Raw genomic sequence first — 23,603 nt, 5'->3', positions numbered from 1 at the left:
TTCGGTTTAATTAATCTAATAAGTACTCAAAAGTTTTTTAATATTGCCTAAATGTAAGCAATAAACTTTTAAACTACTTGTCATCGAAAATATTTGTTGTCCAAATAGATTTGGATTTTTCTCTAAAAGATCCATTAGATTTTCCCTGTCATTGTTTTCAAGATAAGTTACGATTGAGTAAATCTCTTTTTTAATTTGATCTTGATCTGTTTTTTTGGGAAATGAAAATAATTTATCATTGACTGTGTCTAAACAACTACGTTTATTTTTGCCTTCAAGAAAATATATCAATGCTTTAGTTTTCTCAATCACCCAATGTACAGTTTCATTATAATCAAAAAATTTTTTTATATTATTTTTTTCAACTTTCTCTAAAATTTTAACGATATTTTCAGGCACTTTGATAATACCAGTCAACTTTTGAGAAAAAGTGTTATTGAACATATTAATACGATCTATTTTTTCATAGAAATCATAGATTAATATTTTTTTTAAACCATTCTTCAAATTAGCAGTACTATGAAACTGGAATTTTTCAGAATTCATTAAATTGTATTTCTCAAGATATTTTTTTAACTCGTTTGAAATGCTAAAATAACCAATTGTTGAAATAAACTCTGAGTTACATTTATAATATAAATTTTGTATTTTATTTAAACGAAGAAGTGTCTCTAAGGAGAGGTTTTTATTTTTTTGTCTTTTTTCAAAATCTAAGATAATTAGTCCCTTAGATAGACTTAGTTTATCAACGAAATCCAGCCCATTCAAGGCGTGTTCTTTACATGTTTTCTTCTCTTCTTTTTCTAATACAATCTTAATTTTAGAAGCTACTGATTGAGAAAATTCAATAAATTCCTTATCCCTTTTTAATTTCCCATCTAATATTTGCGACATAAATTCATCTGATTTTCCATTTTCATCTAGGCCTTCAAATTCTCGAGGAGAACTTATTTTTTTATCTCTATCAATATTTCTCTTTTGAATAATTTCAGTAAATTTATTCTTTAAATTTAGAGTCTCCCATTCCTTTGGAATTTCTGAAGAAAAAATGCTCATTGACAATAAACCAAATAATATTAACACTTTTAAAAACATTTATTATCTCCTACTCAAATATAATCAGAAGATTACATTGAAATACATCCAACTTCTTTTAAGCAACACATAGTAGTGTGTCACTTATAAAATGACAAAATCTTACTACTAGATCAAATTATCTTGAATAATTAACGAATTCTAAATATCTTCTCTTGACTTAAATCTATTTTCAAAATAGGTGTTTGCTAGCAAGAGGTCCATATGAAGTCTTTTATTTTATTATATCTCATCTCTTTTTCAATTCACTCAAACGACATCCCCATATATGATCCTATCGTGGGAACAACTGGTGAATTCTTCAAGAGACTTTATTCTAAGGCAACAGATTCATTAGAGAGAGTAAAAGTATTTGGACTTAGGTTTGCGGGAAATATTGCTCTAGACAATTACATAAGAGATCTACCTGTTTCTGAAAAAGTAAAAGAAGAAGTTCTAGAAAAAATTAAAGATCCAGAATATGAATTAAAACTTTACTATTTTATTAGTTTTATGAAGGAGCAGTATGATCTTAGCTCTGAAGATGTGACTTATTTCAATGACTACATCAAGAATAAATTTACTGAAGATCAAATACCAGGACTTAAACATTCTCTTTTTGATTGGGAAAATGATAATAATTCAAAATCAAATACTTTCAAATTTGATAATGAAACAATCGCTATAGGGGTTGAACTTTTTCATACATTATTTGTAAAATCCAAAACAGCTTTGGATGAAAAATTTATACCTGAAAAATATACTCCTCTTTCCCCAGAGAATAAAGATGATCTTGAAGTAGTGAAGAGAACGCTCCCCTTTGTTATTAAATTCTTGCAAAAAATTGAATCAATTTTAGATGAGGGCGATATAAAAGATATGCTTGGACATATAATTGAAGATGGTACTGCCCAAGACCCTTTCAAAATAAAAAACAATAAGGCCATCGCTGCAACGATAACCTTAATTGACTTTATAAAAATGAATCTACTTAAAAATTACAGGATGTTTGCCTATAAGGATTCGCGAGAAAAGGCACTTCGAACATTTTTAAGACATAATATTGATCAAGAAATTCAATCAGAAAATGATGGCCCTGTCCTAAATGTTTTAAAAGCTTTATCGCAAAGAAGATACGCAGTCCATATAACTGTTGATGGTCTACAGGGGAGTCTTTTAAGATCTCTCAGTAATGGGAATGAAAATACATTTAAAAAACAAGTACAATTTAACCATAAAAATAAAGAAATGTTTGCCCCCTCAAACTCCAATGCCAAAATATCTGACTTTGAATTTCAAATGGACTTTTTAGACTACTACATCGACAATCCGATTTTTAAAAGTGATGAATACTACCTTCCTTTTTTTAAATATCTATTTCGAGTTCACGAAAAGAACATTGCAAGACAAGGTATTTCGACAACGCCAACAATATCAGTAAGAAATTTACCAATAGTTAAAACTGGAGCAAATGTTGCAGGGGAAATGTCTACGGGAATTCCTAACTTTCATTTTGTTGACCGCAAAAAAGACAGGGCATACTATTTTTTTGGAAACGATGCTCTACAGTTAGATCAGTTAACCTCTGAAAATAACCTCAAAACTATGTTTGAGCGGCTTAAGTATTTTAAAACCCTGAACTGTAGCGCTCAATATGATTGGGATTCAAAATTTTCCTATGATCCTTTTGTTTCTTTGGGAGTTGGAGAAAAAATGAGGGACTTTGGAGAATTTCTGTGTTTGAAAAATCTAAAAGAAAGGTCCAGAAATGAAATCAATCTTCGTTCCTTAAGAAAAGAACTTATAGATCATATCATTCTATATAAGAAGAAAGGAGCTGTGAGGAAATTCATTAACAAACCATACTTTTCATTAAGATATAAAAATCTGGTTGATGAAATTATAAGACTTGAAGAAAATGCACTTCCAGAATACACATCAATTTATATTCCATGGCCCGATCATTTTGCCCATTTCAAAGGCCCATTTTCCGATGAAATTATCTCTCCAACAGGTGAGCTTAATCGATTAGATTATTGGCTTAAAGAAATTACAAATGTTTATATTCGCTCCGGAGTATTTGACAACACTTTATTTGCCATGGCCGGGGATCATGGATTAGCTTCGATTTTTTATTATCTAAATCCTGAAATAGTTGTTTTTGAAGAATTGCAAAAAGAATTAGGTCGTGAAGTTATTATAAAAAAAATTTCATCTGATGAGGGCGAAGGCCCCAAATTAACTAACAATTTTGATCCTCCGACCAATAAAGGAATAGATGTTATCGTAGCTTCAACGGCCGGAGGTAACTTTATGATAGATCTTTTCAATGGGCAAGAAAAGGAATGGCCAAGACAGCCTCTGTATGGAGAGCTTTTAAATTGGAAGACGATTTCGCCTGGAGATCCTATCAATATCGTCTCTTATATTGCAAAAAAACTTGAATCAACTCTGGAGTACCTTGCAGTTAGGGAAAGTAAAAGTTCACTTGAGTCAGCTGAGATTAGACTTGTTTCACATCGCAATGGAAAAAGAATTGATGAGATCATCAAACGACATGGAAACAAAATTTTTTATCATTCTGTAAATAATGATAATGATCCTGAGCTTTTACAAATAAAAACCTTAAATCCTTATAAAGATAAACCATCAGAAGATGAACTTTTCATTTGGCGAGAACTTATTAAAGAGTGCCTTGCTAATGCAAATGAAGAAGATGATCAAACATGGTGTACTGAAGAGCAATGGCGTGAAATCTCTTACTACACTCCCAAACCTGATTCTGTGGTTCAAATTTCTCATCTCTATGACCTAGATAATCCTGGAACGATTAATCTTTTTCCAAAATCTGGCATCGGCTATAACACCTTAGTTCCAGGAAGACATGCTGGTGAACATTTTCATGAAAAAGATGCTTTTGTTGGTTTTTGGGGAAAAAATATTGTACGTAAGACTCAACTACGAAGTGCTGTAAACGGATCTATTGCTCCAACTATATTTGAGTATTTAACTTTGGAAAAAGTACAAGTTGGTAAAAATGGGTGGGGCTTTCCTTCATTACTTGACTAGTTAGACTAAGTAATAATTTATATTTCTGAATTATTTTAGAAACTCTCACAAAAACCGAAATAATTATCGGGATTTAATGAAGAGAGAGAACTATGAAATTTTTCAGATTTTTTATTTTATGCGGTTTAATTGTGAGCGCAACACTCTCAATTGCTTTTGGAAGTGAGAAGAAAAACCAGTTTTTGCCAATATATTCGCAAAAGCAAATCGCAACAATGCCATATGTGCAATTAAAATCATTGCATCAACAGTACGCTCGTTTCTTTTTGAGTTATGAAAGAAGAAATCAAGATCTCTTCAACAAAAAAAATAGTTTCAAAGGGTCGTTTAATTTTCCTAAATTTCTAATGAATACTCTTGCACCTGAAGCTCATGCTGATCTCATCGGTATGTGGTGTTTTATAGGTGGTTATAGATCAGAGGTGAATGGTGGGTTATGCTCAAGACCAAAAGGTACAAGTTGTTCAAATGGGAAATTCAAATGTCGTGAATCATTTTTCGGTGAAAATGTTTGTGTTGATTCAAATAGGAATCAGAATTACGCATGGATTACAAAAAAATGTTACGAAAATAGAAATATAACAGATGAAAGTTTAAGAAATAATCTTCAATCAATGGACTTTCAAACTTTGCAGTCTGAAGTTAATGAGTTTTGCTCTGATAATCCAAGCTATGATGCTTGTGAAACTTTGAAAACAATACTTGCAAAATATAACTCAAATGAAACTCCTTCTGGAGATGATGCAATTATTCCTGAGGTTATTGATGTTGTAGATAATACAAATGATACTGGTGGTATTATACCTGGCCCAGGTGGTTCAGGAAGTGATGATCAAATTACCTGTCACACTCAAATACAGTTTGTTGGAAATTCTTGTCCGGAAACAATTCAAAATATTTCAGAGAGGCCCTACAGTATTGGTGGAATTGTCAGAGGTAGTTTAGATTTACTCTCAGATTATTTTGATGGTACAAATCGTTCTACTGCAAGAAAACTATGCTCTTATCAAGCGCAAGAGCTTTCCAAAGTAAAAGCTTCATTAATTGAATTAGATAAAGATTTCACACAAGCTTCAGATAACACTGATCATGTATCTCTATCTCATGTACCTTCTCGTTGCTATCAAATAAAAGAAGCGGTTGAGAAAGGTGTTGGAGAAATGAATGTCTCTGACACTTATACTGCTTTTAAAATTGAAAATGATAATAATCGACTCAGAAATGGGCATCTTCTACTTCAAGAGACACTTGCACACATGAATATGACTTTGGGAGTTGTTGGAGAGAAACCAGCTCAAATTGATTGTAAATCTCTTGTGAGTACAAATCTCATTGAAAAATGTGAGAGTTTAAATGCTTGTTCTTCGCAAACAGACCAATCTCTGATCGATGATAAAGTTGAAAATACTATAGTGGCCCTAAAAGCAATTTCTGAAATTGAAAAAAAGAAATCCACTGGTGACTGGCTTTCGAAAGAAGGTTTGGAGAAAAGAGATGAGTTGAATCAAATAATTGAATCATATCGTCAAAGTAACCCATGGCTTAAGGGTGAGAATTTTAATGGAGATGAAGATAGTTTTTTTGACAGAGATGGAAATCCACAAACAGGAAAAATTAAAAACGCTTTGATTTCACAATTTAAAATCGATCGAAAAAAAGTAATTCAAAATTTAAATGACTACAACAAAGCTCTAAAATGTATCACCAGTGATATCAATGGATGTGATGACTACAATGAAGTAATCGCTAAAACACCAGAGTTTAGTTTCCCCACACTTCCAAAGGCGAGTGAACAGTATAAAAAAGGTGAACAATATTTTTCATGTGTTAAAAATCATATTCAAAATCAAGATGAAGCTGATACTGTACTAAATGATGCAGGACTGAGTTTTGCTGCGACTTTAGTAACTTTGGGAACAACTGGGTTTGGTGGTGGTGTAGTGGCCAGTACCTCTGTTGGAGCTTCGGCAGCAAGAACGGCCTCAACATTAATGAATAGTGCAAAAAATTTAGTTTTGGCAAAACAGGCCACTTTCTTAGGGACAACAACCGCCTTCACTATTCATGAATGGAACAAAGTAAGTAAAGTTTGTAATTCATTTACTGATAGCAACGGAGCATTATCTAATTCTCTAAGCTGTAGTGAAATGAAAAATAAAATTTTATCTTATTCAAGTGCAAATACTTGTAAGTCTGAAGCACTTACTGCTGCAGCATTTGTCGCTGTTCCTTGGCTTGCACCTCAGTTCGCAAAGATAACCAAAAAAGGATTTAATAAACTCCAACTGGCAATTGCAAAAGGTACTTCTAAAAATCCTACGGTTGCTTCAGGCCCACAAAATATTTCTCAAGAACAACTTATTGATGGAATCTATCAAAGAGAACAACAAGCGAAATTTTATGCTAATACATATAATAATAAACAACCTACAAGTTTGAAAGGTGAAGTATCTACGACTACAAGTAGTCACTCAAGTGCCTCACCTAAACTTGAAAGTGAAACATTATCTGGCAAATACATACCGGCCGAAGGTACAAAACAAAATATTAAAATACCAGAGCGTCAAGGTGAAACAATTGAGGGTGAATTTCAAAAATTAGCAACACAAGAAAAAGTTATTGATGGTATACATGCGCAACAACAATCAGCAAAGCAAATTGCAGATCTTGTTAGTCAAAAACCCAAAGTAGCTGATACTCCTGAGAGTAAAGAATTATTCAAACTCAATCCTGATAAAGTTGTCAGAGGTAGACTTCCTGAAAAACAACCTCGCTTAGTTGAAACTAACACAAGACTTCCTCAACCTAACGGGAAAAACCAACCTGCACCACAGTCTATCAAAGATAAAATTACTCGTGTAAAAGAAATGAATAAAAGTACCTCTAGTGTGTCTTCAAAAGTTAAAGATGGTACAATTAAAGGAGATCCTCGAAAACTTCCAACTCAAGAAGAAGTTATCGATGGTATACATGCCCAACAGCGATCAGCGAAACAAACTGCAGAACTTGTTGGGCAAAAACCAAAAGTATCTGATACTCCAAAGAGTAAAGAGCTATTCAAACTCAATCCTGATAAAGTTGTCAGAGGTAGACTTCCTGAAAAACAACCTCGATTAGTTGAAACTAACACAAGGCTTCCTCAACCTAACGGGAAAAACCAACCTGCTCCACAGTCTATTAAAGACAAAATTGCTCGTACTAAAGAAATGAATAAGAGTACCTCTGTTTTGTCAGAATCTAAGTTAAATGAAAACATTTCAGGTGACGCACAGAAATTATCCAAAAGTACTAAACGAAAATTAAAAAAAGAAGAACAAAAACTTAAAGAAGAGGCCCAAGGTTTCAAAGACCCTACGAGAACTGAAAAAAAAGCAAATACTAAATCAAAGGCCTCTACAAAAACATCAGGAACAAATGCAAGACAGGAAGCAAAAGTTAATGAATTATCTAAGACAGTGAGTCCTGAGTTTAGAAACTTAGGCAAGACTCTTGATGAAAATAGAAATATTTATAATTATATGAATGCCATGGGAAAAGAAACATTTGCTTCCAAAAAAGATTTGTTGAAGGCCCATGATAAACTCATAAAAAATCTAACTGCTTCTGAGAGAAAATCAAAGTTAGAAAAATACGAAGAGGCCTTCAGAATTATTAGGGCAAACAAAGGTTGGGATAGAAATTAATTGCATTAATTTCTATCTTTTATGGAGTTATATTAGGAGAAATAAAAAATCTATTTCATAATTAATAACATTTCTGGTTGTAACATAACTTTTCCTGAATAAAATTAATGTTAAATTGATAACAATATTCGGATTTATTTTTTCTAAAGTTCAATATTAAAATAGATCTTCATAAGTCTTTTTATATTTTCATGCTGGAGATTGACGTTTGGAACTGTATTAGTTTTAAAATAATTTACTTTTTTAAAAAACCAATTCATGGGTATATTAAACTACTAGAATTAAATAAAAATATTTAATTTTATTTTTTGTTTTCTTTCTCTGAAAGATTTTTTCTTTCTTTTAGTTTCTCTAAAGGGGCCTCCATATTTTTGAGCGTGTCATTAAGATCGATTTGCTCTTCTAAAACCATGTATGAAATCGCAAGAGTCTCAAGGTATTTAGAAAATGTAATCATATTGTTTGAAAAATCAGAGAAAATTTGCTCAAAAACCCCTTTATTCTTATCACTTAAAAAACCTAGTTTTTTAAAGAACATTGGCACTGATTGTTCTTGATAAACATATTCAGATCCATCTACTGGATTTTTCTTGATTTTAACTTTATCCATAGATTGTTCCAAACTTTGGATAACAACACTAAAAAGTTCTACTGAGGTAACATTCTTAATATCCATTCTTTCAAGAATGTTATTTATTTCTAATTCATAAAAATCATATTGCAATTTTTCAATATCATTTCCAATTGAACCTTTTTTAAACATTAAATAAATTACAGGAACCGCAAATAAACCTGCAATTACACCATACTTATATACACTTATTCTCAATTTTCTTTCTTTCCATAAATCATCTTCAATCAACTGAACAGTTCTAAGAAGTGAAAAACCACCAAATGAAACAGTAAATAGAGAAAGAAACAATAATTGCATATTTGCCGATGAAATTTCCTTGGCCATTCCTTCAACAATATTTTTCTCAAACACTTTAGTAAATTCAATTTCCAAATTTACTAAGAAATATTCTAGTGCATCCTGAGATTTTGGAACAAAATGTTTACCTATTACTTTACAATTTAATGTAAAAACTTTCCCCTCAAAATAAGGACAAATACCAAAATTTACAGAATCATTTTTTTCTAAAAGTACTATTGCTTTTTCTAGATCTTCAGAGACAAATAAAGGTCTCGTTATTGGTCTATTCGAATAATATAAATATTGGGAGTTGGGATCTCGAGGAACTTCTTGCTTCTCATCCACTTCTTTTTGAACAACTGCGTCTTGTACTGATTCCTGTCCATATAACAGACTAGAATTCAGTAGAATAATAAAACTTGATAAAATACTTATAAATTTTGAGTACATAATAAACCTAACCGATTTTTTTTATAGGCATTCTAGCATAAGATTTAATAGCGATATTCTTCATTGCATTTTTTTCACAACTCTGTATAAAAAAAGTACATATATACTGTTCCAAAAACTGTATCAATTCTTAAACATCTGATTATATAAGGGAAAAAATCTAAAAAAAGATGTGGCCAAAAGAAATCTATAAAATGTTTGGGCATAAAAACTATAAAAAATACATATTTATTGCTACGTAAAAAATCTTGTAAGCATATTTTTGCAATTTTACTCCTCCTCTTTAACTTCGCAGAGAATTTCTAAATCTACGTAAGTATAAAGGAAAAATATTGTCATACTATTGCCTCTCTAACAAAAAAGTTGAAGTTATTGAAAATTCATTGGTACCCACTTAGAGTTCAAAAATCCGCATACTTGGAGGATTTTAAGCTTAAAATACTGCATATTCCTATAACCATAAGCTCTTTTCTTTATTGTTTTGATGACGTTGTTTATTCCTTCTGAAAGTGATGAGGTAACAGGGTATTTGAAGTAGTTTCTGAATGTATCCCATCCATCATCAAACGTTTTCCACCATTTTTTTAGTTCATAGAAGATCCCTGCTTGATTTATCCATTCCCCCATCTCTTCAAACTTTGCTCTTGCTTCCGGAGCTGAAGCAGATTCAAATATCTGGTGCATACCTTCTTTAATGAGTTCTAGGTAAACAAAATATTCATTATCTCTCATGACTTCCCGAATATGCCGGTTCTCAGCTTTTGTTCTTCGATCAGATTTTTTAGTGAATAACTGTTTAAATTTGCCACGAGTCAGTCTCTTTTGTTCTCCTTTGCACATGTGCTCATTTAACCACTGTCTCTCACTATTAATATAGTTTTGAAACGTCTGCATGATATGAAAACGATCCCATACAAAAATAGCGTTGGGACAGTTCTCTTTCACGCTAAGTTTATATCCATCAAACTGATCTGCCGCTACAACTTCAATCTCTTCACAGCGCTCTTTTCCCATGACATGAAAAAACTCATTAAGTGCTTCTTTAGAGCGGCTTTCAGACACCCAAATAACCCTCCTAGTGTCCAAGTCACAGATTATCGTGAAAAAGCGTTTATCCCTGGACTCTTTGGCATGATACTTTTTCTTTCTGGCATAGACTTCGTCTACACAAATCCTCCTGACCTTTGGGATCTTGTAGTGTTGAAACATCCGCTTCATTCTTTTAAAATCAAACCGCCACATACTCATAGGATCATTGCCAGTGAACTCAGCGGCCCGAGAGACTGGAGTAATCTCACAAAGACGTCCTAACCACCAAGCATATTCCTCGGTTACGTGCGGAGTCTCCTCAGAGATCCAGTCAATTTTAGAAGTTCTAATTTTTTTACAATTACCGCATCGATGCTTAGTTCTTTTAAAGATGTAGTATCCCTTAAAACCATGAATATCCATTGTGCGAACTTTGACTTTATGCTCGCTAACTTTGGCTGCATCAAGCTCATGACAACACCTGGAACACTGTTTAACTTCACGTCCATCTTTGATAAATATCTCAATAAAGCCTTTATCTAACCACTCTTTAGTGTCTGTCACGTCAAAACCAGGGATGCAGTAACGGTGAATACGTCGTAAACTCATAGTTCAATCCTTTGAAAAATTAAGTATAAAGAGAGGATAACAATGAAGTTTAAATCGTATAAGAGAAAAGAAGGCCCATGTAGAATAGGGTCTATTGAGATGCCCAAATTAAGATTGAAACATTCAGATTTTTTTGAAGAAATAAGGGATCAAATTCCTGATAAAGATTATAAGGAATGGGAAGAAGATGCATTATTCTTTTTGTTTTTAAAACCTGAGATGGACCTGGACAACTTAAGACCTGAAAATATTGACGAGTATGCTGAGTCAATTATTGGTTTCCCTAAAATCAACTTTTTTGATTAAGATCCCATACTATTTGGCTTTGTTAAACTAGTTTCTCCAATAACTATTCTAAGGAGAATATTATGTTAAAGAAAATCGTATTATCTATGATTCTTTCTATGGGTTCTATTGCTGCATTCGCACAGTCTTACGGTATGGCCGGATGTGGACTTGGTTCAGTCGTTTTCGGTGATCAAAAAGGTTTTATTCAAATTGCAGCTGCGACAACAAATGGAACTTTTGGAACTCAAACTTTTGGAATTACAAGTGGTACATCAAACTGCGTTGAAGGAGAAGGCGACGTTTCTTATTTCATCGAAACGAATAGACCTGCTCTTAAAAATGATATTGCTAAAGGTCATGGTGAAACACTAACTTCTTTGGCACAACTCTATAAATGTGGATCTACTGAGTCTTTCTATTCTGCTTTAAAAACTAATTATTCTTCAATTTTCAGCACAAATAACTCTGCTGAAATTCAAAGCAAAATTGAAGTCCTAAGATCTTCTTGCGGAGCTTAATATTTCAAATAGAAAATTGATGAGATGGGGAACGCTTGTTCCCCTTTTTATATTTTTATTATTTATTGAAAAAAATATTTTTGCGTTTGATGCATTGTCTGATGTAAAAAAAACTGCCATTTCAAAAAAACTATGGGAGTCAAAACGATGGCATCGACTTTTACATTATCGGAGAAATATTCTTTCTGGAGTTGAAAGTGAAGCGGATGGGCCAGGTTTTTTCGTCCATAAAAATGGCAAAACACAACCCAAAAATGAATTGCTTGCACTCATAGATTCCCTAGGAAATCTAAATATCAGCAAGGATCATCCACTTTGTAAATTTCCGGCCAGATTTAAATGGCTTAAAGAACAGACAAATCTACCAATTGATCTTTTGGGTTTTGAAAAATGTCAAGAATATCAAAATTATTTGAAAAGACATAACTCACAAAAATTACACCTAGTTTTTTCTTCTTATTATTTAGAATCACCTGCTTCAACATTTGGTCATACACTTTTTCGTCTTTCAAAATCCGAAAATCTCACTGATGGGAAATACAGTGAGTTACTCGATACGGCCATAAGTTATGGCGCAAACATGACTACTGATAATCCTATTCTCTACTCACTTCTTGGAACGATGGGTGGATTTCAAGGTTCTCTTGTTTCACTTCCTTATTTTTATAAAATTCGTGAATACAATGATCATGAATCTAGAGACTTGTGGTCCTATGAATTGAATTTAAGTAAAAAGGAGATTGCGACAGTCGTTGATCATATTTGGGAGTTGGGTCAAACTGTGTTTGACTACTATTATTTTGATGAGAACTGTGCATATTACTTACTTACAATTCTTGAAGCGGCCAAAGAAGATTTAGAACTTATTAATAAATTGCCAATCTATGTTATCCCTGTGGATACAATACATATCGTCTATAATGTTCCTCATTTAGTTAAAAAAGTTCACTATCGTCCAAGCATAAGGAAAAAAACTAATTTTTTTGCTCAACAACTGAGTGATATTGAAAAAGAAACGCTTCATAAAGTCATTGATTCACAAAATGAGGATCTTATATTTAATGAATTTAAAAATGAAAAATCTCAAAGTTATATCCTTGATACTTTAATTAATTATATTGACCTTAAATTTTCAAATGAAATTCTTACTGAAAAAGGGCATCACTATGATTGGAAAATGAGAGTTTTGGAAAAACGTAGTAAAGTCAACAATCCTGGAATTTTAAAAACAACTGACATTCCACTCGATGAACAACCTCACAAGGGCCATGGAAGTGCAAGAGCTAGATTTATACACAACTATCACTCCATTGAGAAAAATTCCACTCAAATAGAATATCGATTTGCAATGCATGAAATCTTAGATCCCTTTGAGGGACAACCAAAAACATCTTCCATAGAGTTTTTAAACACCCAAATACGTTATTACCATGAGCTTGAAAAGTTAAGACTTCATCGTTTAAAAATTGTCCAAATCCAAAATCTTCATCCTTGGAGTGAATTTCAAAAGCTACCAACATTATTTCTAAATTTTGGGTTTAAAAAAGCTAATGACTTACTTTGTTATCTTTGCACAGTTCCTAATTTTACAATGTCTTGGGGATCAACCCATCAAATTGGTACTCATTCAACATTAAGTTTGCTCATTAATACTGACCTCACCTATAGTTCTCAATATATAAAAAATAGTATCTCAGTTGGTATTGGCCCTGAAATTAATCTTTTTCACTGGTGGGGATCATTTGCAACTACTAAATTGTCATCAAAAATTGATTATTATTTTACTCAAGATAAAACTGATTTTGACATCTCCCATGAAAGTTCTTTTCACATATTAAAAAACATTGATATAGTCCTTCAAAATGAATTCAAAGAATCAAGATCCTCTCATTCTTTGGGAATTTCATTTTTTCATTAGGGAGTCTATGATGAAAAACTTATTAATACTTTTGGTATTAAGTTCGTGTGCAAACCTTAAACATGCAACTAACACAAATATGAAGAACGTTGGATTGTTTCACCGATCTCCAGAATATGCAAAAAAAATTGAAACAAGTGTTTCAATAAAAAAAGACAGCGAAGTAAGTAATTGCAAAAAACTTGGTCAATATTTGGGTATTGATAATGTTTTGGAAACAGGAGAAAATTTTGCAAAGCTGTATCTTTTAAAAGCAGTAAGAGATGCTGGTGGAGATAGCGTAGTCATCCTCAATCATTATAAAGTAGGTGACTATGGTTATAAATATGAGGGTATTGGCCTTAAATGTGGAAAATAGTTTTATGCACACTACTCTTATGTAGTTGTAGTTCCTTTTACTACCACCCATCTAAGAATATATTTGCAACTCCTAAACAATTTAATAAAGACTTTAAAGAAAATATTATTTCAACTCCAACAGGAGTGCAGTTATCATCATGGACAATTTATGGAAAAAACGATCAGAAGAAAAACCTCATCGTCCAATTTCATGGAAATGCCGAAAATATGTCTTCACATATGTTATCGCTTCTATGGATTACAGATTACAATTATGATTTAATAACGTTTGATTATCGAGGATACGGAAAAAACGAAGGTTCTCCCTCTCCTTTAGGTCTACGTGAAGATGCACTTACATTTTTAAAATATGTTGAAAATGAATTTGAGAAAGGAAATTACCAAAAGCTTATCGTTGTTGGGCAAAGTCTTGGTGGTGCAGTTTTACTTGATGCTTTAAGATTTTATCCTACTAAAGATAAGATTCATCTGCTTGTACTTGACTCCACCTTTAGTTCATATAGAAGAATGGCCATGAAAGTTTTACAGAAAAGTTGGATAACTTTTCTATTTTCTCCTTTAGGATATCTCGTTGCTTCAGGGGAAACATCTCCGCAAGGTTATATTTCAGAATTTAAGATGCCGAAATTAGTTATTCATTCCAAGGGTGATTTTATAGTTGATTACTCTGAGGGTGAAGCTGTTTACGAGGAATTGATATCACCAAAAAACATGTGGAGTTTTGGACAAAAATCTCATATTGGTGTCTTTTTTGTAGAAAATAATAAATATCGTCAAGAATTTTTGAAATATATTGAATCTTTATAAAAAGTTTAACACTATTATCATTTAAGCTTTTTTGCATACCCATATTAATATAAATATTATCTTCTCATTCAAAGATTTGTTTCAAAATCTGATGAAAAAATATCCATTTGAGAATTGTATATACTCGTTTGGACTTCCATCAAACCTAATACTGAATGAAAAAGATTATCATGAGAGACGGTAGTTTTTGATCGTTTTCTAAGATTTTCAAGATTACTATCATCTTTATTACTTTCTCCCATCCATACTATCAATGCAGAATTCTTTTGAGCTTCTGGTGCGAAATGATAGGGCATTCCATGTAGGTAAACACCATTTTCACCTAAAGATTCGCCATGATCACTATTGTAAATCATTGCAGTTTTAAATTTTTCTGAATTTTGTTTTAAAAGTTTAATAATTTCTGAAAGAAAATAATCAGTATAAAAGATCGTATTATCATAGGTATTAGTTATTTCTTCTACGGTACAGTTTTCAAGTTGATCACTTTGACATGTTGGTAAAAATTTCTCGAATTTCTTAGGATACCTTTTATAATAAGCTGGCCCGTGACTTCCCATTTGATGGAGGACAATAAAAATATTTTTTGATTTTTGCTCATCGATGTATTCTTGTAATCCTCCTAACATTCCGACATCTCTGCATTCAATGTCACATACTTTATTTAATTTAGGACTTTTAAAATCTTGGTAATCGATTCTCGCTGCGACTCCCTTTGAATCAGAATTATTATCTCGCCAAAGAACACTAATTTCACCTGTGTGTTTTAGAATATCGAGGAGATTATCTTGGGAATTTGCTTTTGCGTATGAAAATTCTGATCGCTGTAAATATGAAAACATACAAGGTACTGATATGGCCGTTGACGTTCCACAGCTCGAATGATCATCAAAACTTACTATATTTTTCTCTTGTTCTAAAAGTGGATTTGTTTTTCTCTCATAACCATTCAATGAAAAGTGATCCCCACGTGCAGTTTCTCCGATAATTAAGATGGCCAGATTACGTTTATTATCCTTTTGTAAAACCTTAGCATCTCTTCCTATTTCAACAAATACATGATTTTTTTTGAATACATTTTTTTTTGAGTATTTATACACTGAGTAATATGAAAAAGTTGGATTGACATAGGAACGCAATGGTTTGTGTTGTCTGAAGAATGAAGCAAAAGTTTTACTTGTTGTAGCAATCATGGCCAAAGCAATAACAATAGAAAATACAACACTAATTGCTTTAAGCGTCACTTCCTTCCCAATTGATATCTTTTTCAATTTAATCTTAGAAATAACATATGAAGGTATTAAACCTAGAAAAAAAAAATAGAATAAAAATTTGAGATTAAATAAATCAAGTGCCTCTTTAATATTTGTACTGAGCACATTTAGTATCATTGTATCATCTATGACAATTCCATAATTTGAAGTAACGTAGCAGATGATAGAAGCTATTAAAAAATTAATAATCAGAATGATTTTTGTTGCTTTCCTAAAACTAATTAAATTAAGAACAATATTTGAAGTAGCTATTAAAACGATCATTACGGATAATAAGAAAAATGAATATTTCCATGAAATTGGATAAATATCGATAACTTTTTCATAAAACTTCAAATTATAAATTAATCCAATAAGAACAGAAGCAATAAATATTAATCGAGTAGAAGTCATTTCGATATTTAAGATATTATTTATATGTTTCTTTATAGAATTTATAAACATATTACAACCTCGGGCCGTTTTTAAGTTCTTTTTTAATCATATACCAATCGCAAATAATTTTGGCCATTATTGCCATTCCTCCGGTGATAATCCAACACAAAAATAATGTTGCGATATCATGAGAAAAGAAATGGGCCCCTCTAATTTGTTGATCAAATCCATATACAAAACCCAAGATAAGACCAGGTAAAAGCCATTTATAATTTTTCTTTCCAGTAATAAGTTGAGAAGCAAAATAGAATGATATCCAAGCGTAGGCCGCAGATGAATGCCCTGCTGGAAAACATTTAGGAAAAGAAAGATTTGTATCAAAAAACTGATAGAGAGAAACAAAACGATCCTTGCCTGAAAAAAAATCTAAATTCCATGGACATTGTATTGGATTTGATTTTTTTAGTAGGTAAATGACTTCAATCGAAAGTGCTGATGCTAAAATAGAGAAACAGATAAAAAATTGATGGAGTTTGTTTTTTTTTATTTTTCCATTCAAAAAACATATTCCAAGTAATGAAACTGTAAATAAAATAATAAATTTAACTCCACCCTTATGGATAATTTTTTCTGTAACAAAAGAATTTCTCCATGGCCAATGAGGTGGAATTTTAGAATAAAATGGAGATATGAGTAGGCGATCTAAAGTGGATTCATGAAATACAAAAACTAAAATTGCTAGAACGATCGAAACAATAATATATTGAGTAACATGGATCTGTTTTAAATTGAAAGTCATTTTAAATTTCCTGTATTACAAAGTTAGAAAGTATAGCAGACTCATAATATAAAGTGAAATACGCTGCGGCTTAACATTTCTCTTTTTGTGTGGAAATGAATCTTATGAAATAATATCTGGTCTTTTTTTAACATATAACGCTTAAAGTTACTCTCCTCCAAATCTTGCAATGGATTAAGAAAAAAGACAATCTTAAAATTTTCAATGATCATGACACAGTTAAACTACGATGAGAATATCTACTGTGTACAATTAAGCAAGTTTTCTAATTGTACTAAGGGACAATGGCAAAGCGGATTCAGACGTTGGAGCTTTTAGAGTTGAGACTTATTCTTGGGTAGATAAATCTGGTGTTTACGGACTATCAACGAACTCTCTATCAACATATTCTGCCGCAGATGATGGCTTTAGATGTGTGTACAAACCTTAGAAAATTTACTTTCTGCCCTTTCTCTTTTTTATAAATTTATATGAATAGTATATAGTCGCACCAAATAAGGTAACCGCAAGACCAGAAAAACGATACATTTGCAATGTTGTTGGACCTCTTTCAATACCGTAGAGATAATTTATAGGCCATCCTTTTGATAAAATGTAAAAAATTGCTAAATCAACCAAGAATATAAAAATTAAAAATATGTGAAATATGCCAAAGTATTTTTCATTTTTACCAATTTTCACCAAATCTGAAATATCTGTATTTGTCTCAAAATAATGCGAAAGCCTATTTCTGTTATTTTTTTTGCTAAAATCGTTAAATACGAATAGTGTTATATATCCAAAGAATCTGTGATTTACTTTAAATTTAGTAAAAAACCCTCCTGTCGTATTATATATAAAGTTATCTTTAATCTTCGGGTATTTTTTATCTAAATAAAACCATGTAAGCAATGGTACAACTAAAGCAAAATATATTATTATTAACCCAAAAATTTTTAGAGAAATATCTGCTGCATTCAACTTAGAACTCCTTCTATTTTATCGTACAACTTGCCTCCAAGTAATGATCCACTATAACTTCCGGCAGTAGCAGTTATAGGTATAAACTCAAAAAATCATTTACTGAAGAGCTTTTTGATGAACTTGTATACCCAACGGATCAAAAAGAATGCAATGAATATAAAAAGTGCACCAAAGCTTTTTTGCTGTTGCAAGCTCATTTTTCTTTCGATTCCATAGAAAAGGTTAATAGGCCAACCGTTGGTTAAAATATAAGCAATTATCATATCAACAATGATAATAATTCCAATTGAAAGGTTAATAATTCCGAACACACGTTCCCAAGTACCAAATTTTGCAAGTTTGCTCACGTTTATTTCTGGTTTAAAATATTGAGCGAGTAGATTCTTATACCTTTGTTTATTTTTATCGTGCAGAAGGAAAACCGTTATATAAGCACAAAAACGATGAAAGGACCTGTCGTCAGAGTGAGGCACATTCGGCAAATCATATATGACATTTCTTTTAATTTTAGGATACTTTTTGTCCAGATAAAATTTATTAATTAGTGGTATTGAAAAAACATACAATACGCCTACACCAAAAATAATTAATGATATATTCTCTGCCGTCAAAACATATTCCCTTTATTACCTCTTACAAGATTTTCACCTTCTTTATAGAGTAGCTTCCCTCCTTCCTCTGCAGAGTCATATAAAATCTTACCACTAGTTTCTCCAAGCCAATTTGATAAACCAGCAGCAGCAATTTCAACTACGACATTGCATGCAATCATTCCCATTGTAAAGGTGGCCGTGCCTACAATTAAACTGCAAGCGACTTTTATAGAAAGTCTCGAAACGGCTTTTTCGGCCAGGAATCCACCTATCTCTCTAACTATAGCTTTAGTATAATTCCCATCGTTATCCGTATAAACATCAATAATGCCTAAACCTATATCCAACCATTGAGAGCCCACAACTCCTTTGACGTACTTTAATTTCTTGACGTCCTTCAGAGCTCTTTGCACCCACGCTGATGCTTCTTTTCGACTAAGCGTATCCGGTATAATGAACGATTTTGAAAGTGGATTAATGTAATCTTGCCAATTTGCTCCCGTTATCCTCCCTTTAATAAATCTAGTCATTGCATTTAATTCTGCTTTAACTGGAGCAGTCTTTAATGCTTGCTTGATTCTCAAATTTTTTGGTGCTTTCTTACTCCATCTTCTAAAATCATGGTTCTTTATACTATTAACCATCTTTCCAAGACCTTGCATTGATTGATCTGCTAATTCCCCCGTGCCTGCTAAGATACCAGTTCTATAAAATTCGCTATCTACTACTTCTCCAGTGTTATTTGCCAAAAACTGAAATAATGCTTGATTGCGATTTATTGTATTTCGTTCATCTTGAGTCGATTGATTGAATGACTGCCGCATCAGTATACGATCAACGCGACTGTAGATCTCGTAATGCTTTTTCTTATAAGGTGCTAGGTCTATTATTTGCCAAGGGTTAATTCTGTTTGGATCTGTGATTTCTGGATTATTGTGCATAATAATGTTAATGAATTCTTGCAGCCCATTCCAACTAATGTCCGGCCTATATGGACTTTTAACATATTCAAAATGATCTAAGATTATCTGAGAAAGAGTATCTCCTGGTTGAACCTCATAAACTATATAGAAACCCATAGGTCTTCCGCTACTCACTCTACACTCCAGTTAGAATATTTTTAACGTTAATATCATATTTAAGTGTCCAATCGAGAGAATATTGCGAATTTTTCATACTTGAAATTTGTAAATGATTAACTATCAGTTGGTTATCTGAACTTAATAATGATCTTATTCCTATTTTATTTAGTCTAAGTATATTTCAATGAACTGAATATTGCATAGATTTTTAATTTTACACTATCTTGTGCAGCCAGGACTTTAACTAGTCCATCAGTCTTTAGAGTGACAAAAAATGACCACAAATAAATTAACCTACTGACCTTAAACCATTGACTAATCCAGGAGGGAGTTCTGGAAGTGAATCAGCTGGTTATAATCCTGAATATAATGGGTTTGCTCCAGAACAGAATAAAAAAAGAAGGCACAGAATCCAATAAAAAACCTGTCAAATCAAGAAAAAGAGAAATTGCTTCTGTTGACAATAAGAAAGAAGAATCTAAAAGCAGGCGTACTTGATTATCGCTATTTACAAAAGAGGAGAAGAAGATTTCACCAATTGCCCAAATTAGAGAAATTATCAAATAACGATGAGCATAAACAGCGCTAGCGCTTTCTTTATCAAGTAAATTAAACCAGCTTTTTTCAAAAGACAAAAGAGCGATTGGATAAGAAATAAAAATTAATGCGAATCCAACGACAAGAATGATGGTAGACTTTGAAAAAAGAAATAATAGAAAACCAATTACAATACCAAATGAGGAGTATTTCATTATTTGAAAATTAAATCTCTTGATCAATGCATAATTAGCAGTCATAACTTGACCTCCCAAAAAGTAGAATCCAGCATATATCAACAATGTAGTTCCATAACTTCCAAACTTAGAGAAATAGTTTTCACCATATTCAACTAAGAGATAGTTCGTACCACTTAAAGAGAATGCCAATAACATATCTGCAAGCAAAAGAGTGAACAGTCTCTTTTCCTTAAAGTGATTTTGAAACAATTTGACTGGCACAGATTTTACATTTGGAGAAATTGCATCCAACTTGAAAAACAATATAGACCCAATAAGTGATATTACAGCATCGAAAAAAGATAAGAGATATAAAAATATAAGTTGATTGCTTTTTATATGTTAATAGGATTATTAAGGATACAATAAATCAGAGAAACTCGCACATTCCAGAAACCACATGAGGTTTTTTCTGATTTAATAAAATTAGTAAAAAAACTCCCACAATCATACCAAGCCAAACATAAAAGAACGATGTCCCCAAAAGGGAAGTGCCATTATCAAATTTTTTGAGAAATGTTGGAAAAAAAAAGCGACAGCAAGAATTCCAGGACAACATAAAATGAAAGCTTGTAAATATAAACCATTCTTATGATTTAACATAAAATATTCCGTTTTAAGTATAAAGTGAATTATAACTTCGTTACTTGCCAAAAAAAGGACATTAATTATTTTTTTTCAAGATCGCAGTACATGTAGAAATTTTCATATTTGAACAACAGATGTAGCGATGAGACACATTGTCGCTCATTTGTAAATAGAAAACATTTTTTTTACTGCTGTAAATAAATACAAATACTATTTTTAAACTTAACTTAATAAGTGATTTGTCATATTCAATTGAGATGTATAGATTAATCGCAAATGATCCATTTTTTTCCGGACAAATACTAGGGCGTGTCCTCATTTCATTTTGACGACTTAGTTTCAATCACTTACGGCCCTGCGACTAGGCCTTTTGAAAAATTTAGATGATTATTTCTTCTTTATTTTATAAGGAGAAATCATTATGGCAAGACGTGCTCTTACTGACTTACATTGGGAAGAAGTGAAATGGACTCTTAAGAATAAGGGATGCTACATAACTTCCAATACTCGAGATATCATAGAAGGTATCATTTGGAAGATCCGAGTAGGGTCACCATGGAGAGATATCCCTCCAGAATTTGGTCCTTGGCAAACAATTTTTAATCGGTTTAACCGTTGGGCCAAGAATGGACTTTGGGACGATTTTTTTTTGCTGTACGAGGAGAAATTGACGAAGAAGAAATATACGGAGACGGAAGTTATGTTACAGCTCACCAGCATGCGAGTGGAGCTCGGGTTGGAGAAGAGCGCTCCATCGGTCGATCTAGAGGGGGACTTACAACAAAGGTACATGCCGCCGCCGACGCGTGTGGAAACCCGATTGATTTTGAAATCACTGGGGGTGAGGTCCACTACAGCAAAATTGCTAAAAAGTTAATTGATATGGGTTGCGAAGAAAGTGGTAATTTTTGGGGATTATTCAATTAAAATTTACAAAAGAGAAGGGAAAAATTCCGATCATTCCCAGGAGATCAAATAGTAAAAAGGAAAACTCTGAATTTGATTCTCACATCTACAAAGGCCGTCACTTAGTAGAAAACCTCTTCGCCAGAGTCAAGCATTATAGGGGGGTCGCAACTAGATTTGATAAGTTAGCAAGAAATTATAAGGCAGTTCTGAGGATCGTTTTTTCTTTGATTTGGATCAGACTTGGGAAATGAGGACACGCCCTAACAAATGCGAGGTTAGAGGGCTTTAATAACAAAGCTTCCCTTGTAAGAAGAAGAGCTTACGGATATAAGAAACCAAATAACTATCGGTTACGTCTCTTAAGTGTCTGTGGTTGAAGGGCTTTGGATGGTTTACCCACCATCGATCGGGAAGAATCAAAATTCAAGGGAAAGGGTCTCCCTGGTAAGATATAAAAATCCAAATTATGGCGGGGTGTGAGGGATTCGAACCCCCGACCAACAGGTTCGAAGCCTGCTACTCTATCCAGCTGAGCTAACACCCCGTTTAAAAATGTAGACCGAATATACTTCGTTATTCTTTGACTGGCAATTCATTTAGTCCTACAAACTTTTTTAATGATTTCATATATTCAAGTTTGGTTCTACCTAAATAACGTGGAGTTGTGGTTGCAAGGTCTTCTCTTACAATGAATTTCACTAATAAATCAAATGGATGAATTAATTTATTAGAAAAAAGATTAATAAATGCTCCAAATTCATTAACTCCTTCAATTCGTTCCCTAAAAAAAAGCTCATAAACTTGATCTCTTTTAACTAATCGTTCATACGATTCTGGAACAAGATCATAAATGACCTTCTCAAACTCATATAAATATTCATATTGTTTTTTAAAATGTGGGCCTATATATCCATTTTGAATTCTAATTTTATACTCATCTAAAAATCTTCTTTGAAATTGTATCCACCCATAATAATGCGGATCTATTTCTGTTAGAAGATAATCATAGATCTTTTTCCCATAGTCATATGCCATGACAAGATTCAAGTTACCAATTTTTTTCGTTTCTGTTTCTTTTTTTACTTTCCAAATATGCCCAAAAAAGTATGTCTCCCTTTCGACAATACCAACAAAATTACTTTGAACGAGTAGTTCAATTTTAGGCCCCTTACATCTTTCAAATTTTTGCATCTCTGTACTGTATTGGCAGCTATAAACAAGATCTCTGAGAGCATCCATATAGAGATAACTCCTTAGATTTTTTTCTTTTTTTACAATGATGTTACATGCTTTATCCAGAAATTCTAAAAACTCTTCGACACCCTCTAAAGGCCTTAGATATTTTTTTTTCTCGTATCTTTCTTCTGCTTCATTGTAAGTAGACTGACAACTTTCTACAATTTGCATTTCCTGAATTGAGCTTGGTAAATTTGCAAAAGTCTTAAAAGATAATATGAGAAATATTGTGAAAATATTCATACTAAATCCGTGTATTTTCAATCATCTTTTTAGTCTTTCAATCTGAT

Annotated in this window: 17 protein-coding genes, 1 tRNA gene and 2 pseudogenes; 9 read left to right on the top strand and 11 right to left on the bottom strand. The window is 32.4% G+C overall.

What is annotated here, in order from left to right; genetic code table 11:
- Positions 1 to 15: 15 nt before the first annotated feature.
- On the bottom strand, positions 16 to 1,095 hold the full coding sequence (locus H6622_14630) for a hypothetical protein (GenBank protein MCB9062754.1): 1,080 nt from the start codon (positions 1,093 to 1,095) through the stop codon (positions 16 to 18).
- Between the two features lie 204 nt (positions 1,096 to 1,299).
- Between H6622_14630 and H6622_14625 the strand changes: the two genes are divergently transcribed.
- On the top strand, positions 1,300 to 4,143 hold the full coding sequence (locus tag H6622_14625; protein ID MCB9062753.1) for an alkaline phosphatase family protein: 2,844 nt from the start codon (positions 1,300 to 1,302) through the stop codon (positions 4,141 to 4,143).
- A 92-nt stretch (positions 4,144 to 4,235) separates the two neighbouring features.
- Positions 4,236 to 7,826 carry a hypothetical protein gene (locus tag H6622_14620; protein MCB9062752.1) on the top strand — a complete coding sequence of 1,197 codons (3,591 nt, stop codon included), beginning with the start codon at positions 4,236 to 4,238 and terminating at the stop codon, positions 7,824 to 7,826.
- Between the two features lie 301 nt (positions 7,827 to 8,127).
- Here the strand turns inward: H6622_14620 and H6622_14615 are convergent, their stop codons facing one another.
- Both H6622_14615 and H6622_14610 read right to left on the bottom strand, forming a co-directional pair.
- The gene (locus tag H6622_14615; GenBank protein ID MCB9062751.1) at positions 8,128 to 9,189 is read right to left on the bottom strand and encodes a hypothetical protein; all 1,062 of its coding nucleotides are present in this window, start codon (positions 9,187 to 9,189) and stop codon (positions 8,128 to 8,130) included.
- A 369-nt stretch (positions 9,190 to 9,558) separates the two neighbouring features.
- Positions 9,559 to 10,827, bottom strand: coding sequence for an ISL3 family transposase (locus H6622_14610; GenBank protein ID MCB9062750.1), 1,269 nt, complete (start codon positions 10,825 to 10,827; stop codon positions 9,559 to 9,561).
- 42 nt (positions 10,828 to 10,869) lie between these two features.
- Between H6622_14610 and H6622_14605 the strand changes: the two genes are divergently transcribed.
- From H6622_14605 to H6622_14585, 5 genes are all read left to right on the top strand, one after another.
- On the top strand, positions 10,870 to 11,133 hold the full coding sequence (locus tag H6622_14605; protein ID MCB9062749.1) for a hypothetical protein: 264 nt from the start codon (positions 10,870 to 10,872) through the stop codon (positions 11,131 to 11,133).
- A 62-nt stretch (positions 11,134 to 11,195) separates the two neighbouring features.
- Complete coding sequence (locus tag H6622_14600; GenBank protein MCB9062748.1) at positions 11,196 to 11,633, top strand: DUF3015 family protein; 438 nt, start codon at positions 11,196 to 11,198, stop codon at positions 11,631 to 11,633.
- 19 nt (positions 11,634 to 11,652) lie between these two features.
- Positions 11,653 to 13,551: a DUF4105 domain-containing protein gene (locus H6622_14595; GenBank protein ID MCB9062747.1), complete on the top strand. Its 1,899-nt coding sequence runs from the start codon at positions 11,653 to 11,655 to the stop codon at positions 13,549 to 13,551.
- Positions 13,552 to 13,561: 10 nt separating this feature from the next.
- Positions 13,562 to 13,909: a hypothetical protein gene (locus tag H6622_14590; protein MCB9062746.1), complete on the top strand. Its 348-nt coding sequence runs from the start codon at positions 13,562 to 13,564 to the stop codon at positions 13,907 to 13,909.
- On the top strand, positions 13,897 to 14,718 hold the full coding sequence (locus H6622_14585; protein MCB9062745.1) for an alpha/beta hydrolase: 822 nt from the start codon (positions 13,897 to 13,899) through the stop codon (positions 14,716 to 14,718). Before H6622_14590 ends, H6622_14585 begins: the two co-directional genes overlap by 13 nt.
- A 68-nt stretch (positions 14,719 to 14,786) precedes the next feature.
- Here H6622_14585 and H6622_14580 read toward each other — a convergent pair whose 3' ends face one another.
- From H6622_14580 to H6622_14555, 6 genes are all read right to left on the bottom strand, one after another.
- A complete protein-coding gene (locus tag H6622_14580; GenBank protein MCB9062744.1) occupies positions 14,787 to 16,436 on the bottom strand; it encodes a phosphoethanolamine--lipid A transferase in 1,650 nt (549 codons plus the stop codon).
- A gap of 1 nt (position 16,437) precedes the next feature.
- Positions 16,438 to 17,166: a phosphatase PAP2 family protein gene (locus tag H6622_14575; GenBank protein MCB9062743.1), complete on the bottom strand. Its 729-nt coding sequence runs from the start codon at positions 17,164 to 17,166 to the stop codon at positions 16,438 to 16,440.
- A 435-nt stretch (positions 17,167 to 17,601) separates the two neighbouring features.
- On the bottom strand, positions 17,602 to 18,126 hold the full coding sequence (locus H6622_14570) for a hypothetical protein (protein ID MCB9062742.1): 525 nt from the start codon (positions 18,124 to 18,126) through the stop codon (positions 17,602 to 17,604).
- 95 nt (positions 18,127 to 18,221) lie between these two features.
- A complete protein-coding gene (locus H6622_14565; protein ID MCB9062741.1) occupies positions 18,222 to 18,740 on the bottom strand; it encodes a hypothetical protein in 519 nt (172 codons plus the stop codon).
- Positions 18,737 to 19,801, bottom strand: coding sequence for a LysM peptidoglycan-binding domain-containing protein (locus H6622_14560; protein MCB9062740.1), 1,065 nt, complete (start codon positions 19,799 to 19,801; stop codon positions 18,737 to 18,739). The genes H6622_14565 and H6622_14560 overlap by 4 nt, the downstream gene beginning before the upstream one ends.
- Before the next feature lie 347 nt (positions 19,802 to 20,148).
- Positions 20,149 to 20,601, bottom strand: coding sequence for a hypothetical protein (locus H6622_14555; protein ID MCB9062739.1), 453 nt, complete (start codon positions 20,599 to 20,601; stop codon positions 20,149 to 20,151).
- A 988-nt stretch (positions 20,602 to 21,589) separates the two neighbouring features.
- On the opposite strand from H6622_14555, the pseudogene H6622_14550 reads away from it, so the two are divergent.
- Positions 21,590 to 22,328, top strand: a pseudogene (locus tag H6622_14550) (IS5 family transposase).
- Positions 22,329 to 22,334: 6 nt separating this feature from the next.
- Positions 22,335 to 22,454, top strand: a pseudogene (locus H6622_14545) (transposase).
- A gap of 90 nt (positions 22,455 to 22,544) precedes the next feature.
- Here the strand turns inward: H6622_14545 and H6622_14540 are convergent.
- A tRNA-Arg gene (locus tag H6622_14540) sits at positions 22,545 to 22,621 on the bottom strand.
- Positions 22,622 to 22,650: 29 nt separating this feature from the next.
- Positions 22,651 to 23,556, bottom strand: coding sequence for a hypothetical protein (locus tag H6622_14535; GenBank protein ID MCB9062738.1), 906 nt, complete (start codon positions 23,554 to 23,556; stop codon positions 22,651 to 22,653).
- Positions 23,557 to 23,603: the final 47 nt, after the last annotated feature.

The sequence above is a fragment of the Halobacteriovoraceae bacterium genome, assembly GCA_020635115.1.
GTDB lineage: Bacteria > Bdellovibrionota > Bacteriovoracia > Bacteriovoracales > Bacteriovoracaceae > JACKAK01.
This window is presented reverse-complemented; position numbering and strand designations above follow the sequence as displayed.

Bases quoted from the DNA above. Each gene is read 5' to 3' on its own strand.
- H6622_14630 (MCB9062754.1), bottom strand. From the start codon at position 1,095: ATGTTTTTAAAAGTGTTAATATTATTTGGTTTATTGTCAATGAGCATT.
- H6622_14625 (MCB9062753.1), top strand. From the start codon at position 1,300: ATGAAGTCTTTTATTTTATTATATCTCATCTCTTTTTCAATTCACTCA.
- H6622_14620 (MCB9062752.1), top strand. From the start codon at position 4,236: ATGAAATTTTTCAGATTTTTTATTTTATGCGGTTTAATTGTGAGCGCA.
- H6622_14615 (MCB9062751.1), bottom strand. From the start codon at position 9,189: ATGTACTCAAAATTTATAAGTATTTTATCAAGTTTTATTATTCTACTG.
- H6622_14610 (MCB9062750.1), bottom strand. From the start codon at position 10,827: ATGAGTTTACGACGTATTCACCGTTACTGCATCCCTGGTTTTGACGTG.
- H6622_14605 (MCB9062749.1), top strand. From the start codon at position 10,870: ATGAAGTTTAAATCGTATAAGAGAAAAGAAGGCCCATGTAGAATAGGG.
- H6622_14600 (MCB9062748.1), top strand. From the start codon at position 11,196: ATGTTAAAGAAAATCGTATTATCTATGATTCTTTCTATGGGTTCTATT.
- H6622_14595 (MCB9062747.1), top strand. From the start codon at position 11,653: ATGAGATGGGGAACGCTTGTTCCCCTTTTTATATTTTTATTATTTATT.
- H6622_14590 (MCB9062746.1), top strand. From the start codon at position 13,562: ATGAAAAACTTATTAATACTTTTGGTATTAAGTTCGTGTGCAAACCTT.
- H6622_14585 (MCB9062745.1), top strand. From the start codon at position 13,897: ATGTGGAAAATAGTTTTATGCACACTACTCTTATGTAGTTGTAGTTCC.
- H6622_14580 (MCB9062744.1), bottom strand. From the start codon at position 16,436: ATGTTTATAAATTCTATAAAGAAACATATAAATAATATCTTAAATATC.
- H6622_14575 (MCB9062743.1), bottom strand. From the start codon at position 17,166: ATGACTTTCAATTTAAAACAGATCCATGTTACTCAATATATTATTGTT.
- H6622_14560 (MCB9062740.1), bottom strand. From the start codon at position 19,801: ATGGGTTTCTATATAGTTTATGAGGTTCAACCAGGAGATACTCTTTCT.
- H6622_14555 (MCB9062739.1), bottom strand. From the start codon at position 20,601: ATGACTGCTAATTATGCATTGATCAAGAGATTTAATTTTCAAATAATG.
- H6622_14535 (MCB9062738.1), bottom strand. From the start codon at position 23,556: ATGAATATTTTCACAATATTTCTCATATTATCTTTTAAGACTTTTGCA.